16 protein-coding genes and 1 riboswitch are annotated in these 15193 nt (G+C 61.0%); of the genes, 10 read left to right on the top strand and 6 right to left on the bottom strand.

All coding sequences use genetic code 11. The features are described 5' to 3' along the window. Positions 1-26: 26 nt before the first annotated feature. The 10 genes from ACI2I1_RS06025 (at position 27) to mmsB (ending at position 8566) form a co-directional block, all read left to right on the top strand. A complete protein-coding gene (locus ACI2I1_RS06025) occupies positions 27-1241 on the top strand; it encodes a DUF819 domain-containing protein (RefSeq protein WP_404678374.1) in 1215 nt (404 codons plus the stop codon). Positions 1242-1341: 100 nt separating this feature from the next. Then, entirely contained in the window at positions 1342-2835 is a 1494-nt protein-coding gene (locus tag ACI2I1_RS06020) for a CoA-acylating methylmalonate-semialdehyde dehydrogenase (RefSeq protein WP_404678373.1), read from the top strand. A 28-nt stretch (positions 2836-2863) separates the two neighbouring features. Continuing rightward, positions 2864-3349, top strand: a complete 486-nt coding sequence (locus ACI2I1_RS06015) for a hypothetical protein (protein ID WP_404678372.1) — start codon at positions 2864-2866, stop codon at positions 3347-3349. Between the two features lie 76 nt (positions 3350-3425). Continuing rightward, complete coding sequence (locus ACI2I1_RS06010) at positions 3426-3653, top strand: I78 family peptidase inhibitor (protein WP_404678371.1); 228 nt, start codon at positions 3426-3428, stop codon at positions 3651-3653. Beyond that, entirely contained in the window at positions 3650-4039 is a 390-nt protein-coding gene (locus ACI2I1_RS06005) for a RidA family protein (RefSeq protein ID WP_404678370.1), read from the top strand. Before ACI2I1_RS06010 ends, ACI2I1_RS06005 begins: the two co-directional genes overlap by 4 nt. A gap of 48 nt (positions 4040-4087) precedes the next feature. Next, complete coding sequence (locus ACI2I1_RS06000) at positions 4088-5233, top strand: acyl-CoA dehydrogenase family protein (protein WP_404678369.1); 1146 nt, start codon at positions 4088-4090, stop codon at positions 5231-5233. An 11-nt stretch (positions 5234-5244) separates the two neighbouring features. Further along, entirely contained in the window at positions 5245-5619 is a 375-nt protein-coding gene (locus tag ACI2I1_RS05995; RefSeq protein ID WP_404679141.1) for a VOC family protein, read from the top strand. Beyond that, positions 5616-6665, top strand: a complete 1050-nt coding sequence (locus ACI2I1_RS05990) for an enoyl-CoA hydratase/isomerase family protein (RefSeq protein ID WP_404678368.1) — start codon at positions 5616-5618, stop codon at positions 6663-6665. Before ACI2I1_RS05995 ends, ACI2I1_RS05990 begins: the two co-directional genes overlap by 4 nt. A 115-nt stretch (positions 6666-6780) precedes the next feature. Further along, positions 6781-7566, top strand: a complete 786-nt coding sequence (locus tag ACI2I1_RS05985; RefSeq protein ID WP_404678367.1) for an enoyl-CoA hydratase-related protein — start codon at positions 6781-6783, stop codon at positions 7564-7566. A 133-nt stretch (positions 7567-7699) separates the two neighbouring features. After that, the gene (gene mmsB, locus ACI2I1_RS05980; protein WP_404678366.1) at positions 7700-8566 is read left to right on the top strand and encodes a 3-hydroxyisobutyrate dehydrogenase; all 867 of its coding nucleotides are present in this window, start codon (positions 7700-7702) and stop codon (positions 8564-8566) included. Here the strand turns inward: mmsB and ACI2I1_RS05975 are convergent. The 6 genes from ACI2I1_RS05975 to ACI2I1_RS05950 all read right to left on the bottom strand — a co-directional run bounded on the left by ACI2I1_RS05975 (position 8553) and on the right by ACI2I1_RS05950 (position 15078). Next, a complete protein-coding gene (locus ACI2I1_RS05975; protein ID WP_221542395.1) occupies positions 8553-9278 on the bottom strand; it encodes a hypothetical protein in 726 nt (241 codons plus the stop codon). The genes mmsB and ACI2I1_RS05975 overlap by 14 nt on opposite strands. A gap of 16 nt (positions 9279-9294) precedes the next feature. Continuing rightward, entirely contained in the window at positions 9295-10905 is a 1611-nt protein-coding gene (gene gcvPB / locus ACI2I1_RS05970) for an aminomethyl-transferring glycine dehydrogenase subunit GcvPB (protein WP_404679140.1), read from the bottom strand. A 56-nt stretch (positions 10906-10961) separates the two neighbouring features. After that, positions 10962-12329, bottom strand: coding sequence for an aminomethyl-transferring glycine dehydrogenase subunit GcvPA (gene gcvPA / locus ACI2I1_RS05965; protein WP_404678365.1), 1368 nt, complete (start codon positions 12327-12329; stop codon positions 10962-10964). Between the two features lie 35 nt (positions 12330-12364). Beyond that, positions 12365-12736, bottom strand: a complete 372-nt coding sequence (gene gcvH, locus ACI2I1_RS05960; RefSeq protein ID WP_404678364.1) for a glycine cleavage system protein GcvH — start codon at positions 12734-12736, stop codon at positions 12365-12367. Between the two features lie 5 nt (positions 12737-12741). Further along, positions 12742-13884: a glycine cleavage system aminomethyltransferase GcvT gene (gene gcvT, locus ACI2I1_RS05955; RefSeq protein WP_404679139.1), complete on the bottom strand. Its 1143-nt coding sequence runs from the start codon at positions 13882-13884 to the stop codon at positions 12742-12744. Between the two features lie 184 nt (positions 13885-14068). Then, a riboswitch (glycine riboswitch) is annotated at positions 14069-14166 on the bottom strand. 72 nt (positions 14167-14238) lie between these two features. Further along, positions 14239-15078 (bottom strand): sulfite exporter TauE/SafE family protein, encoded by an 840-nt coding sequence (locus ACI2I1_RS05950; protein ID WP_404678363.1) that lies wholly within the window; start codon positions 15076-15078, stop codon positions 14239-14241. Positions 15079-15193 lie beyond the last annotated feature (115 nt).

Genomic DNA, 15193 nt, shown 5'->3' with positions numbered 1-15193 from the left:
TCGATACTGGAGAGGACAATCCGCCCATGATCAGCGATGATCGCATCATCCTAGGCCTCTTGGCAGCCCTGCTCGCCTTCGTGTTCGCCACACGGGACAGGCCCGGCTGGAAGCGGTTCTACGTCTTCGTTCCGATCATACTGGTTTGCTATCTGGTTCCCTCGCTCTTCGTGACGTCCGGCTTGATCGATACTTCGGACAGCCAGCTCTGGCCGATCGCCAAGGATTATTTCCTGCCCGCCGCGCTGTTTCTGATGACGCTCAGCATCGACATCAAGGGGATCATCGGCCTTGGCAGCAAGGCCATCATCATGTTCCTGACCGCCACTGTCGGCATCATTATCGGTGGGCCTCTAGCGCTGTGGATCGTGGCGCAATTCGACTCGAGCGTCATCGGCGCAGGCGACACCGCAGCCTGGAGGGGTCTGGCGACACTCGCGGGCAGCTGGATTGGCGGCGGGGCTAACCAGACGGCAATGCTCGAAGTCTATGGCTATCCGCTGGAGAACTTCTCGGCCCTGCTGGCCGTAGACATCATCGTGGCGGAAATCTGGATGATCTTCCTGCTCTATGGCGCAGGTGCAACCGAACGCGTGGACCGCTGGCTCGGCGCTGATGCATCATCCATCGAGAAGCTGCGCGACAGCATGGCGAACTATTCCGACAGTATCGAGCGCGTGGCCAAGGCCAATGATTACGTTCTGCTGTTCGGCGTCGCTTTCGCCGTCGTGGGCCTTTCGCATCTGCTTGGCGGGTGGATCGGCAATTTCTTCGCCGAGCTTCAGGGCGAGGATGCAACCCTGGCAAGCGAATTCTTCTGGGTCGTCGTCATCGCCACGACCGCCGGCCTGCTTGCCAGCTTTACCCGCGCCCGCGAACTGGAAGGGGTCGGCGCGAGCAAATTCGGCGTACTGTTCATCTTCCTGCTGGTCGCCATCATCGGCACGCGAATGGATGTCACCAAGATCATGGACGCCCCTGCATTCATGGCGATCGGGGCCATCTGGATGCTGTTTCACATCCTGCTGCTTCTGGTCGTGGCCAAGATCATCAAGGCCCCGTTCTTTTTTGTGGCCGTCGGCAGTAAGGCCAATGTGGGGGGCGCAGCCTCCGCGCCTGTTGTGGCGGCGGCATTCCACCCCGCGCTGGCCCCTGTGGGCGTGTTGCTGGCTGTGCTCGGTTATGCGCTGGGCACATATGGTGCCATACTTTGCGCCCAGCTTATGGCTGGTGTGGGTTAGCTCTCCCACTATCCCGGCCAGCTCAGGTTTCATCTGAAACCGGTTGATTTAGGACCTCTCGCTTGCCAAGGCCGTTGGCAAGAAAAGAGAGGATTTTTCCATGCGTCAGGTCGACCATTTCATTGCCGGAGACAGTCCGGCCGCCAACCGCAAGCACAAGATCTGGAACCCGTCTACCGGCGAGATCCAGGCCGAAGTTCCTTTGGGAGGTGCGGCACTGCTTGAGCAGGCTGTGGCAGCAGCCAAGAAGGTGCAGCCTGAATGGGCCGCTACCAATCCCCAGCGCCGCGCCCGCGTAATGTTCAAGTTCAAGGAACTGGTCGAGACGCACAAGCAGGAACTTGCCGAACTGCTCGCCAGCGAACACGGCAAGGTCGTGGAAGATGCGCATGGCGACGTGCAGCGCGGGCTGGAAGTGATTGAATATGCCTGCGGCATCCCGCAGGCTCTGAAGGGCGAATACACGCAGGGTGCAGGCCCCGGCATCGATGTTTATTCGATGCGCCAGCCGCTCGGCATCGGGGCTGGTATTACCCCGTTCAACTTCCCCGCGATGATCCCGATGTGGATGTTCGGCATGGCAATCGCTGCAGGCAACGCCTTTATTCTGAAGCCAAGCGAGCGCGACCCGAGCGTGCCGGTGCGACTGGCCGAACTGTTTCTGGAAGCGGGTGCACCCGAAGGGCTTTTGCAGGTCGTCCACGGCGACAAGGAAATGGTCGATGCCATCCTCGACCACCCTGACATTCCGGCGATCAGCTTCGTCGGCTCGTCCGATATTGCGCAGTATATCTATTCGCGCGGCACGGCCAATGCGAAGCGTGTTCAGGCCTTCGGCGGGGCAAAGAACCACGGCATCGTGATGCCCGATGCCGATCTCGATCAGGTGGTCGGAGATCTGGCTGGGGCCGCCTTCGGCTCGGCCGGTGAGCGCTGCATGGCGCTGCCGGTAGTGGTACCGGTGGGCGAGGACACCGCAGAACGGCTGCGCGAGAAGCTTATCCCTGCGATCAATGCGCTGCGCGTAGGCGTTTCGACCGATGCCGAGGCGCATTACGGCCCGGTGGTCACGCCCGAACACAAGGCACGCGTCGAACAATGGATCGATACGGCCGAGAAGGAAGGCGCCGAAGTGGTCATCGACGGCCGCGGATTCACCCTCCAGGGGCATGAGAACGGCTTCTTTGTCGGTCCGACCCTGCTCGACCGCGTCACGCCTGATATGGAAAGCTACAAGGAAGAAATCTTCGGCCCGGTTCTCCAGATCGTGCGCGCGAAGGATTTCGAAGAAGCCGTGCGCCTGCCGAGCGAACACCAGTATGGCAATGGCGTCGCCATCTTCACCCGGAACGGCCACGCCGCGCGCGAATTCGCCAGTCGCGTGAATGTCGGCATGGTCGGTATCAATGTGCCGATCCCGGTTCCAGTCAGCTATCACAGCTTTGGCGGATGGAAGCGTTCCGGCTTCGGCGACATCGATCAATACGGTATGGAAGGCCTGAAGTTCTGGACCAAGGCCAAGAAGGTCACCCAGCGCTGGCCCGATGGCGGCGGCGACGGGTCGAACGCCTTCGTCATCCCCACCATGGGATAGATCGGCCGGGCGGAGCATTGGGGGCAGTATGATGAAAAACCTGCTGCAATGCTCCGCCCTGCCCCTCGCCCTGCTGGCACTCGCAGGCTGCACCGCCGCTGATGAGACCGCCTCGCAGGACGATGAGAAAATGATCCCGGTCGAGCCCGACGGAGGGATTGGCGATGGTGCAGAACCGCTCCCCGAAATCGAGCAGGCGACTATTCCGCGCGCACTTCATGGCAGGTGGGGCCTGGTCCCGGGCGATTGCACCGACGAAGACGGCGACGCCAAGGGAGCGCTCGAAATTTCCGCCACGAAGCTGCGTTTCTATGAATCGCAGGCCGCGATTACCGAAATAAAAGAAAAGGACGATGATAGTATCCGTGCCATCTTCGACTTCGTGGGCGAAGGCCAAAATTGGCAGCGGGATATCAATCTTCATCTAAATGAAAGCAGCACCCGACTAATACGCGAAGAATACGGTGAGGATGCAATGTCCGACCCGCTGACTTATAGCAAATGCCCCGTCTGAGGAGACACTGATGAAAGCGTATGTTCTATCTCTTGCTGCCCTTCCCCTTGCTGCTTGCGCAACCACCGGTGGTGATATGACATCGCCTTCTGCCGGGGGCGGCATGTGTCAGGCAGACGCTCTCCAGACATATGTCGGTCAGAAGGCCGACGCTGACATCGGTGCGAAAATCCTCGCCGAAAGCGGTGCGAAGACGCTTCGCTGGGGCGCACCGGGCACGATGTGGACGATGGATCATCGCGAAGACCGCGTGAATGTGCGGTATGACGACGCCATGATCATCACCGAAGTAAAATGCGGATGAGCAATCGGGGGCGGGCTTTCACAGGCTCGCCCTACGAAGCAAAGTTCGGTTTCGCCCGCGCAGTGCGCGTGGGCGACCGGATCGTCGTTGCAGGTACGGGTCCCGTAGAGGACGACGGTAGCACCACGCCAGGCGACGCTGCGGCGCAGGCGGATCGCTGCTTCACCCTGATCCTGCGCGCGATCGAACAGCTTGGCGGCAGCGCCGGCGATGTCGTGCGAACGCGCATGTTTCTGACCGACTTCAATGATCAAGAAGTGGTCGGTGCGGTTCATTCCCGATTTTTCGGAGCGAAGCCGCCAGCCGCAACGATGGTCGGTTGCGCGTGGCTTTGCCGCAAGGAGTGGAAAGTCGAAATCGAGGCCGAAGCAATCGTTTCCGCCTAACCTGCCGCCCCCTTCCCTTGCCCCGATGGGCGGGCTAGAGCGCTGCCCATGACAGGACAATTTCAGCTTACCGAAGAGCAGCTCGCCATCCAGGAAATGGCCCAGCGCTTTACCGCCGACAATATCACACCTCATGCGGGCGAATGGGACGAAACATCGCACTTCCCGCGCGATGTGATCAAGCGCACTGCCGAACTCGGATTCGGTGCGATCTATGTCTCGGAGGAGAGCGGCGGCATCGGCTTGGGCCGGCTGGAAGCGGCTCTCATCATGGAAGCCATGGCCTATGGCTGCCCCACCACCAGCGCCTTCATCTCGATTCACAACATGGCCAGCTGGATGATCGACAGCTTCGGCGGCGAAGAGGTCAAGGAGCTCTACCTGCCCGACCTCGTGAGCATGGAAAAGCTCGCCAGCTACTGCCTCACCGAACCGGGCAGCGGCTCGGACGCGGCGGGGCTGAAGACCAATGCCGTGCTGGATGGCGACCATTACGTGCTGAACGGCACCAAGCAGTTCATCTCCGGCGGCGGCGTCAACGACATCTATGTCACCATGGTCCGCACCGGCGAGCACAAGACCAAGGGCATCACCTGCCTGGTGATCGACAAGGACACGCCCGGCGTATCTTTCGGCAAGCCGGAGAAGAAGCTCGGCTGGAACGCCAGCCCGACCGCGCAGGTGATTTTCGAGGATGCCCGCGTGCCCGTGGCCAACCGCGTGGGCGACGAAGGTGAAGGTTTCCGCTTCGCCATGATGGGGCTCGACGGCGGGCGGTTGAACATCGGCGCCTGTTCGCTGGGCGGGGCGCAGCGTTGCCTCGACGAAGCGGTGGCCTACACCAAGGACCGCAAGCAGTTCGACACGCCGATCGCCGACTTCCAGAACACCCAGTTCATGCTCGCCGACATGGCGACCGATCTGGAGGCGGCGCGCGCACTGCTCTATCTCGCCGCCGCCAAGGTGACCGATAATGCGCCCGACAAGTCGCGCTTCTCTGCCATGGCCAAGCGGCTCGCGACCGACAATGGCAGCAAGATCGTCAACGACGCGCTGCAGCTGTTCGGCGGCTACGGCTATCTCAAGGAATATCCGATCGAACGCTTCTGGCGCGACCTGCGTGTGCATTCGATCCTGGAAGGCACCAATCAGGTCATGCGTATGATCGTAGGCCGGGATTTGCTGCGCCAGTGAGCGGCCTTGCCATGACCACCTTCCTCGTCCCCGATTACGACGAGGGCATCGCCTTCTTCCGCGACGCGCTGGGCTTCACCCTGCTGGAAGACAGCGATCTGGGCGCGGGCAAGCGCTGGGTCGTGGTGGCTGGCGCAAGTGGCGGCAGGCTGTTGCTCGCATGCGCCACGGACGAATGCCAACGCGCTGCCATCGGCAATCAGGCCGGCGGCCGCGTCGGCTGGTTTCTGTCTAGCGAAGATTTCACCGCCGATCATGCCCGCATCGCCGCATGTGGCGTGCAATTCAGCGATGGCCCACGCGAAGAGCCCTATGGCACGGTGGCGGTCTTTACCGATCCCTGGGGCAATCGTTGGGATCTCATAGAACATAGGAAAGCAGCATGACCGACGAGGTCCATATCCACACACATGGTCGCATCGGCCACATCTCATTGAACCGCCCCAAGGCGCTGCACGCGCTGACGCTCGACATGTGCCGCGCCATGAGCAAGGCGCTGAGCGAATGGGCCGACGACGACGGGATCGAAGCGGTGATCCTCGATCACGCCGAAGGCCGCGGCTTCTGCGCCGGGGGCGATATCAATCTGCTGCGCCATTCCGCGCTGAACGATGACGGCCGAAGCGGACGCGAATTTTTCTACGACGAGTACCAGCTCAACCACCAGATGTTCTCCTATGGCAAGCCGATCGTTGCCTTCATGGACGGCATCACGATGGGCGGCGGCGTGGGCATCGCCCTGCCGTGCAAATACCGCGTCGCGACCGAACACACGCGCTTCGCCATGCCTGAAACCGGCATTGGCCTTTTCCCGGATGTCGGCGGCGGATGGCATCTCTCGCGCCTCGGCGGACGGCTGGGCCAGTTCCTGGCGCTGACCGGCGCCCGACTGGACGGCGCCGAATGCCAGTTTGCAGGCCTGTCGACCCATTATCTCCCGGCGGAAAAGCTGGAAGAGGCCAAGGCTCGGATCATCGACAATCCCGCACGCATCGGCGGCATCCTGTCGGAACTTTCGGTAACTCTGCCCGAGGCCCGAATTGAGGCGAACTGTGACCGGATAAACAAGCACTTCGCCTCCGACCGGTTCGAGGACATCCTTGCAAGTCTTGAAGCGGACGACAGTGACTGGGCAGCGAAGGAACTCGCCACGCTGCGCAGCAAGAGCCCGCAGACATGCAAGGTCGCGCTACGCCAGTTGGCGGACAGCGCGCAGCTGGACAGCTTCGCCGACAACATGGCGATGGAATATCGCATCGCCAGCCGTGTGCTGACCCGCCCCGATTTCGCCGAGGGCGTACGCGCGGTGATCGTAGACAAGACGAACGATCCCAAATGGGACCCGGCAGCGCCAGAAGGCGTTAGCGATGAACTGATCGACAGCATCTTCGCGCCGCTGCCCGCAGGCGAGGAATGGCAGCCGCTGGCATAATCCGCACCGTCATGCTGGACTTGGTTCGGCAGCCATCTCGCCCGAAGAGAGGACGGTCTGGATCGAAACATGGACCCTGAAAGGAGTTCAGGGTGACGACTTGAAAGGGAGCCGAATGGCCGAATACGAAACCATCACCGTCGAAACGCGCGACGCAGTCACACTGATCACCCTCGACCGCCCCAAGGCACTGAATGCGCTCAACAGCCAGATACTCGAAGAACTGATTGACGCTTTCGCCGCCTATCAAGCCGACGAGAGCCAGCTTTGCGCCGTTCTCACGGGATCGGGCGACAAGGCCTTTGCCGCTGGCGCAGACATCAAGGAAATGAGCGAAAAGGCTTCGGCCGACTTCTACCTTGACGATTTCTTCAGCCCCTGGACCAGCGAAATCGTGAAGAAGACCCGCAAGCCATGGATCGCTGCGGTCAACGGCTTCGCGCTGGGCGGCGGGTGCGAGCTTGCCATGATGGCAGACTTCATCATCGCGTCGGAAAACGCGAAATTCGGCCAGCCCGAAATCAAGCTTGGCGTCGCTCCGGGAATGGGTGGATCACAGCGCCTGACCAAGGCTATCGGCAAGTCCAAGGCGATGGAAATGTGCCTCACTGGCCGAATGATGGATGCCGAGGAAGCGGAGCGCAGCAATCTTGTCGCGCGTGTCGTTCAACATGACAGCCTGCTGGAGGAGGCGATGAAGACCGCTAAGCAGATTGCCAGCATGCCGCCGATGGCCGCCATCGCGAACAAGGAAATGGTCAACGCCGCCTTCGAGACCAGCCTCGACCAAGGGCTCATCATCGAGCGGCGCATCTTCCAGATTCTCGCAGCGAGCGAGGACAAGAAGGAAGGTATGGCTGCCTTCGTTGAAAAACGTGAAGGCAAGTGGAAGGGGCGGTAATCGCCATTTGGGCTTCTCGCCACTGCGAGGAGCCTGACAGGGAAGCAGGCAAGTCGCTACACTTGCTGAATCAGCAGGCTTGGATTGGTTCCGAGTTTCGCCGCTCGCCACGATAATTGAGAGAGGATAAATTATGAAAATCGCCTTCATCGGCCTCGGCAATATGGGCGGCGGAATGGCCGCGAACCTCGTGAAGGCAGGACACGAGGTGAATGCCTTTGACTTGTCGGAAGAAGCGCTTGCCGCAGCAAAGGACAATGGCTGCGCGCCGTTCACCCATGCAGGCGAGGCTGTGCAAGGTGTCGACGGGGTGGTGACCATGCTCCCCAACGGTGAGATCGTGAGGGCGGTCTACGAAGGCAGCGTGATCGGCAAGGCTCCTAATGGCGCAGTGTTACTCGACTGCTCAACCATCGATGTCGCCACTGCCAAGGAAGTCACTGCCCGCGCCGAAGCTGCCGGATACGACATGGTCGATGCACCTGTTTCGGGCGGCATCGCGGCAGCCAATGGTGGCACGCTCACCTTCATGGTAGGCGGAACCGAGAAAGCGTTCGCGCGCGCCGAAGAGGTGCTACAATCAATGGGCAAGGCTGTTATTCACGCAGGCGATGCAGGAGCGGGCCAGACGGCAAAGATCTGCAACAACATGCTGCTCGCCATTTCGATGATCGGCACGGCAGAAGCGATGAAGATGGCCGAGAAACTCGGGCTTGATCCGCAGAAGTTCTACGAGATTTCGAGTCAGTCTTCTGGTTATTGCTGGTCATTAAATGCCTACACGCCGATGCCCGGTGTGGGTGCCGAAAGCCCGGCGGATAATGACTACAAAGGCGGCTTTGCCACGGCGCTGATGCTCAAGGACCTGCGCCTCGCTATGGATGCGTCGGAAGATGTCGGCGCGACCACAGTATTGGGTACGAAAGCCGCCGAGATCTACGAGAAGCTTGCCGAGGAAAACGGCGGACTCGACTTCTCCTCGGTGATCAAGACGCTTTAAGTTCGTCCAGGACCCGCGCGAGCCATTCGCGCGGGGCTTTCCGCCGGCCGATATCGGCGACGAATTCCTGTCCCCGCGCGACGCTCTTCAGCCTGCCGCCGCGCAGCCAGCGATCTGCGCGGTCGTGGTAGGAAAGCCCGCCTCGCTTCAACCATTGAGGGCGGTGCCAGAGCGATGGCGGACCGCCCGGCACGGTGAGACGAAGCGCATCTGCGGCCCGGAGAGCGGTACCACCGGAGCCGGTATAGACGCAGTCGTTCGGTCCATGCATTTTCAGCGCATGCGGATGTCCCGCCTCGACGAGCCAGTCCGGCACACCGAGCGAAAGATCGATTACCTCACCGACTTCCAGCCAGCCAAAAATGCGATGATGCGGCTCTTCCGTATCTTCTTCTCGAAACAGGCCGAAGAAGAGGAAAACATCTCCGAGCCCGACGCCCTGATTCCGCAAATGGGTCTGCGCCGCGCCGACTTGTCCGAATAGGCAGGTGCCATCTTCACGGAACATCGGATCGTAGTGGCAAAGGTCATCTGCGCACAGCTTTCCCTTGCTGGCTTTCTCCGCATGTTTTCCCAGCCCTATATCGCCATACCGGGTGCGCGATGCCCCACTGGCCGGGATCGGCAGACTCAATGGCCGCCCGGCCACGATCGGCGAAGGCCCGCCGCCCGATGCGCTATCGAACCCCTTGCGGCTGAAAACGATCTTCATCGCCGCAGGACAGGCATTACCGCCCGCCCTGCTCGCTCAGCGTCGGTGTGCCTGCAGGCGGGTTCGGCTCTTCCCAAGCTAGTACCGGCTTTCTTGCCGCCAAAGTTTCGTCGAGCCGGCGACGCGGCGCATAATACGGCGCTGTCTTCAGGCTTTCATCGCCTGCCTTTGCCCGTTCCGCCACGCTGCGCAGCGCCATTATGAACTGGTCCAGCGCGGCCTTGCTTTCGGTCTCGGTCGGCTCGATGAGCATTGCGCCGTGCACCACCAGCGGGAAATACATGGTCATCGGGTGGTAGCCTTCGTCGATCAACGCCTTGGCGAGATCGAGCGTTGAAACGCCCTCGGCGAAACCCTTGTCGCTGAACAATGCCTCATGCATGCACGGCCCGCTGTGACCGAAAGGCGCGTCGAGAACGTCTTCCAGGCTGCGCAGCACATAGTTTGCATTGAGCACCGCATCTTCCGCCACCTGCTTCAGCCCGTCAGCCCCATGACTGAGGATGTAGGCGAGCGCGCGGGTGAACATGCCCATCTGGCCGTGGAACGCGGTCATGCGCCCGAAATGGGCAAGCTGACGGCCGAAATGCTCTTGAGCGAAGGCCTCGGCGTCTTCTTCCTCGACGAGATGCACGACACCGTCCTCAGTTCGCGCCGTATAAGGTAGCGGCATGAAAGGTGCGAGCGCTTCGGACAACACCACCGGCCCCGATCCGGGGCCGCCGCCGCCATGCGGGGTGGAGAAAGTCTTGTGGAGGTTGATGTGCATCGCATCGACACCGAGATCGCCCGGGCGGACCTTGCCGACGATGGCGTTGAAGTTCGCGCCGTCGCAATAAACGAAGCCGCCCGCATCATGGACCGCATCGGAAATAGCCTTCAGGTCGCGCTCGAACAGGCCGAGTGTAGAAGGGTTGGTGATCATCACACCGGCAACATCGGGGCCGAGACGGCCCTTGAGCGCATCGAGGTCCACCCGGCCATCCGCATTGGCAGGAATGTCCTCGATCTCGTATCCGGCAAAGGCGGCGGTGGCGGGATTGGTGCCATGCGCGCTTTCGGGCACAAGGATTACCTTGCGCGCATCGCCGCGAGCTTCCAGCGCCGCGCGGATGCACAGAATACCGCATAGCTCTCCGTGCGCGCCGGCCTTGGGGCTCATGGCGACGCTATGCATGCCGGTCAGCTTGATCAGCCAATGCGCCAATTCGTTGGCGACTTCCAGCGCACCGCGGACCGTGTCGACCGGCTGTAGCGGGTGAACATCGGCAAAGCCCGGCATGCGTGCAACCTTCTCATTCAGCCGCGGATTATGCTTCATCGTGCACGATCCGAGCGGAAAGAGACCGAGGTCGATCGCATAGTTCTGACGGCTCAGACGCGTATAATGCCTGACCGTTTCAGGCTCGGTCAGACCGGGCAGGCCGATAGCGTCAGTCCGCTCGAACCCGCCAAGGCGGCTTGCCGGAGCGGACGTTGGCAGCGATGGCTGCTCGACGCCGGCGAGATCCAGCTTGGCGGCGAACTCGAAATCCACGCCGGTGGTTTCGGTCGATCCAATCTCGAACAGCAAAGGCTCTTCGAGCATCAGCGCGCGATTGCCGGTGGCGGTGTCGGGACCGCTCATTGCGTTGTGGCCTTCGACCGGTATGCCGGGCTTCCAGCCCGATGCATTAGGCGTGCTCATGCCAGCACCTCCTCAAGTGCGGAGGCCAGCGTCTCGATGTCCTCCTCGGTGGTGGTTTCGGTGACCGCGACGAGCAGGCCCTTGCCCAGCGCGTCATTGCCCGGAAACAGGCGGCCCAGCGCCACTCCGGCGAGGATATCCTGGCTGGTCAGATCGCGCACGATCTTGCGCGCGTCGCCTTCTATCAGCAGGGTAAATTCGTTGAAAAAGCTCTCGTTGAGCACCTTGGCACCGGAAACTTTGCCGAGCCGTTCGGCAGCAATGCAGGCGAGGCGGTGGTTCTCCGTGGCGAGGCTGCGCAGGCCTTTTTCACCCAGCAAGGTCATATGAACGCTGAAGGCCAGCGCGCAGAGCCCCGAATTGGTGCAAATGTTGCTCGTCGCCTTTTCGCGGCGGATATGCTGCTCGCGGGTCGACAGCGTCAGGACGAAGCCGCGCTTGCCCTCCGCATCTACGGTCTCCCCGCATAGCCGGCCCGGCATCATGCGGACGTGCTTGGGGTCGCGGACGGCGAACAGCCCCAGATATGGCCCGCCAAACTGCAAACCTACGCCGATCGACTGCCCCTCGCCCACGACGATGTCGGCACCGAGTTCACCGGGCGATTTGATCGCTCCCAAAGCGACCGGCTCCGTGTTTACCGCGATCAACAAGGCGCCCTTGTCATGCGCAGCCTCGGCGATCTTTTCCAGGTCAGGCAGGCGACCGAGAATGTCGGGATATTGCACCACGACGCAACTGGTACTCTCGTCGATCCGGGCAATCAGACCGTCGTCATCGGGCTTTGCCGTCAGGCTCGGCGGAGCACCGGCAATCTCATCCTCGGTGAATTTCGCCATGGTCCTGACGACTTCGGCGTAATGTGGATGCAATGCGCCGGAAAGCACCACCTTGCGCTTCTTGCCCCGCGCCACGCGGCTCGCCATGGCGACCGCTTCCCAGCACGCAGTCGAGCCGTCGTACATGCTCGCATTGGCCACGGCGCAACCATAAAGCCGCGCTACTTGGCTCTGAAACTCGAACAGCATCTGCAACGTGCCCTGCGCGATTTCGGGCTGATAGGGCGTGTATGCGGTCAGAAATTCGCCGCGCTGAATGATGTGGTCGACGCTCGCCGGGACATGATGGCGATAAGCTCCCGCGCCGAGGAAGAAGGCAGCGTCTGCCGCTGCGAGATTCTTCTTCGACAGACGGCGCATATGCTTCTCTACCGCCATTTCGGAGGCGTGCATCGGCAGCCCGTCGATAGGGCCGGAAAGCCGCGCCTCTTCTGGCACATCGACAAACAGCGCATCCACATCGGGCGCACCGATTTTATCAAGCATCGCCGAGCGGTCGGCGTCATTCAGCGGCAGGTAGCGCATCGATTACCTCTTATGTCCCGAAAGCGGGATGGGAATTAAAGTCCGTCGCAAAAGCTCTTGTAAGCCTTGTCGTCCATTAGACCTTCAAGTTCGGCCTTGTCCGAAACGGTCATCTTGAAGAACCAGCCGTCATCCTCGGGGGAGGAATTCACCAAAGCCGGATCGTCTTCCAGAGCCTCGTTCACTTCGACCACTTCACCCGAGAGCGGCGCGTAGACATCGCTCGCCGCCTTGACGCTTTCGACAACAGCAGCGTCCTTGCCCTTTTCGACCACGGTACCGACATCAGGCAACTCGACAAATACGATATCGCCGAGTTGGCCTTGCGCGAAATCGGTAATACCGACCGTCGCGGTTTCGCCTTCGAGGTCAATCCATTCATGTTCGTCAGTAAAATAGCGGGCCATCTCTCTCACTTTCCTCTGTGATAGCGGTGGGGAACGAAGGGCATCTTCGCGACCTTCGCGGGCAATCTCTTCTTGCGCACTTCTACCTCGAGGTCGGCTCCCTCTTCGGCGAGTGCGATATCGATGTAAGCCATGGCGATCGGTCGTTCGAGTGTAGGCGAAAACCCTCCGCTCGTAACACGGCCAACTTGCTTATCGCCGAGATAGACCAACACACCTTCACGGGCTGGCATCCGGCCTTCGATTTGCAGGCCCACGCGCTTTTGCGCAGGGCCATTGGCAAGAACCTTGGCGACCGCTTCGTGGCCCATCCAGCCACCTTCCTCGCGGCGCTTCTTGGTCAATGCGAACCCAAGATCGGCGGCAACCGGGTCGGTGTTTTCCGTAATATCGTGCCCGTAGAGGGGTAGACCGGCTTCCAGGCGCAGGCTGTCACGCGCACCGAGTCCGATCGGACGGACTTCGATTTCGGCGCAGAGCCGATCGGCAAGGCTTTCCGCAAATTCTGCGGGCACCGAAATTTCGAAGCCATCCTCACCGGTATAGCCCGATCGCGTAATCCGCAGCGGCCATTCACCGAAATCGTGAACGACGGAGTCCATGAAAACCATGTCGTCGATGACATTGCGCATGACGCGGTTGAGTGCGGTTGCAGCATTCGGTCCCTGAAGCGCAAGCAGGGCGCGATCGTCCATGTGGGTCAGAGTAACATCGTCGTCGAGATGTTCACGAAGGTGCGCGATGTCGTCCCATTTCATCGCCCCGTTGACGACGAGATAATAGGCAGCCTGGCCCCAATGACCTTCGGTGCCCTCCTCTTCATCCCCCTCGATCCACGGGGTCGCATTGGTGACCATCAGATCATCCAGAATACCACCGTTTTCAGCCATCAGCAGCGAGTAGCGCGTCCGTCCGGGCTTGAGTGAGGCGATGGCGCCGGGGAGCAGCTTCTCCAACTCCTCTGCCGCTTTCTCGCCAGTCACCATCAACTGGCCCATGTGACTCACGTCGAACAGGCCCGCCTGGTCCCTCGTCCAGTTGTGCTCTACCACGATGCCTTCATACTGGATCGGCATCTCATAGCCTGCAAAGGGCACCATGCGCGCGCCCTTGCGCCGATGCCAGCTATCCAGCGGCAGCGTCTGCATCTCGTCGATGGTTTCGTTTTCGTCGCTCAAATCCCGTCCTTCGCAAGCATGGGAGCGCACCATCCGGTCCGCCAAACCAACCCATGCCCCCTCTGTCGGGAAACCTGAGAGACTGGCGCACGATCGGGTGCGCTTACCCCTTCGGTGGCCGCCACAGATGTGGCGGCGCTTTCCAGAGTGTCGATGGCAGCGCACGGTCCGTGGGCCTGAGAGTTTCCGGGGCGGTTGCTCCTTCGGCGCCATACGGGCGCAAACCCGCAAGGACTCTCCCGTGCGTGCCTGCTCAGAATCGCTCCTGAAGCCGACAGATACGCCCTGCGCGATACTGTGCGCGTGGTCAATTGGCCAATTGGCTCAATTCGCGTTCAGCCACAGCAAATAGAGCGCCGAGGCGACGATCCAGCCGCCATCCAATGTTTTCAGGCGGCGAGCGCCCAGCCACAGGGCGATTGGGCGAGCCAGGAAGCCTCCGAGTATGGCCCCGGGTACTGCGAGCAACACCACCTCCCATGGAACCGATCCGGCCTGAACGTGCCACAGTGATCCGGCGATGACGCTGACGGCAGAGATCACGCATGCCGCGCCCGTGCACAGGAGCACGGGATAATGGCGGATGAAAAGGTAAAGAGCGACGAGTTCGCCGATACCGACCGAGAACAGCGCAGTAAGGATTCCCCCCGGAATGGCGAGCAAGAGGACTACTGCAAGATCAGCTCGCTCAAGCCGGTCTTTCTCGCCGCGTTTGAAATTGAAGGTCCAGGTCGAGGCGATGAGAGCCAAGCCGAGAAGGATCGAGAAAAGCTTGTAGGCGGTAAGAACAGCATGCTGGTCGAGCTGGGCCCATCGTTGAGTAACGAGCATGGCCGGGAGCGAAAGCGCCAGTACTGCCAGGCATACAGCAAAGAAATCGCGGACCCGCACCTTGGCGTGCAGTTCATCCGGGAGCGGCTGATGATACAGCCGGTCGGTCCATCGCAAAGCGCCCATGGTCATGCCGAAACTCTGTATGCACATCGATATGCCGACGATCTGCAGCGGCTGCAGATCAAGCTCGCCAAGCTCCCGGAGCGCGTTGAAAACGGGAACGAAGACAACCCCACCCCCGGTACCCGATGTATTGGCGATGATTGCCCCGATCACCCCGATGCCGGGCAGAAACCAGAGCGTGGACAGAAGCTCGGAATTGTAGCTCACGGTCATCCAAAGCGCAGCATAGGCGAGGAGAAGGACGCTCCCACCAACCAGGACTAAGCGCCCTGCCGGCCAAGCGTTCAATCGAGGTTCGGGCGCAGCCATCGTTCGGCTGTCG

This window comes from Qipengyuania sp. NPDC077563, from assembly GCF_044901345.1.
Classification (GTDB): domain Bacteria; phylum Pseudomonadota; class Alphaproteobacteria; order Sphingomonadales; family Sphingomonadaceae; genus Qipengyuania; species Qipengyuania aestuarii.
This window is presented reverse-complemented; position numbering and strand designations above follow the sequence as displayed.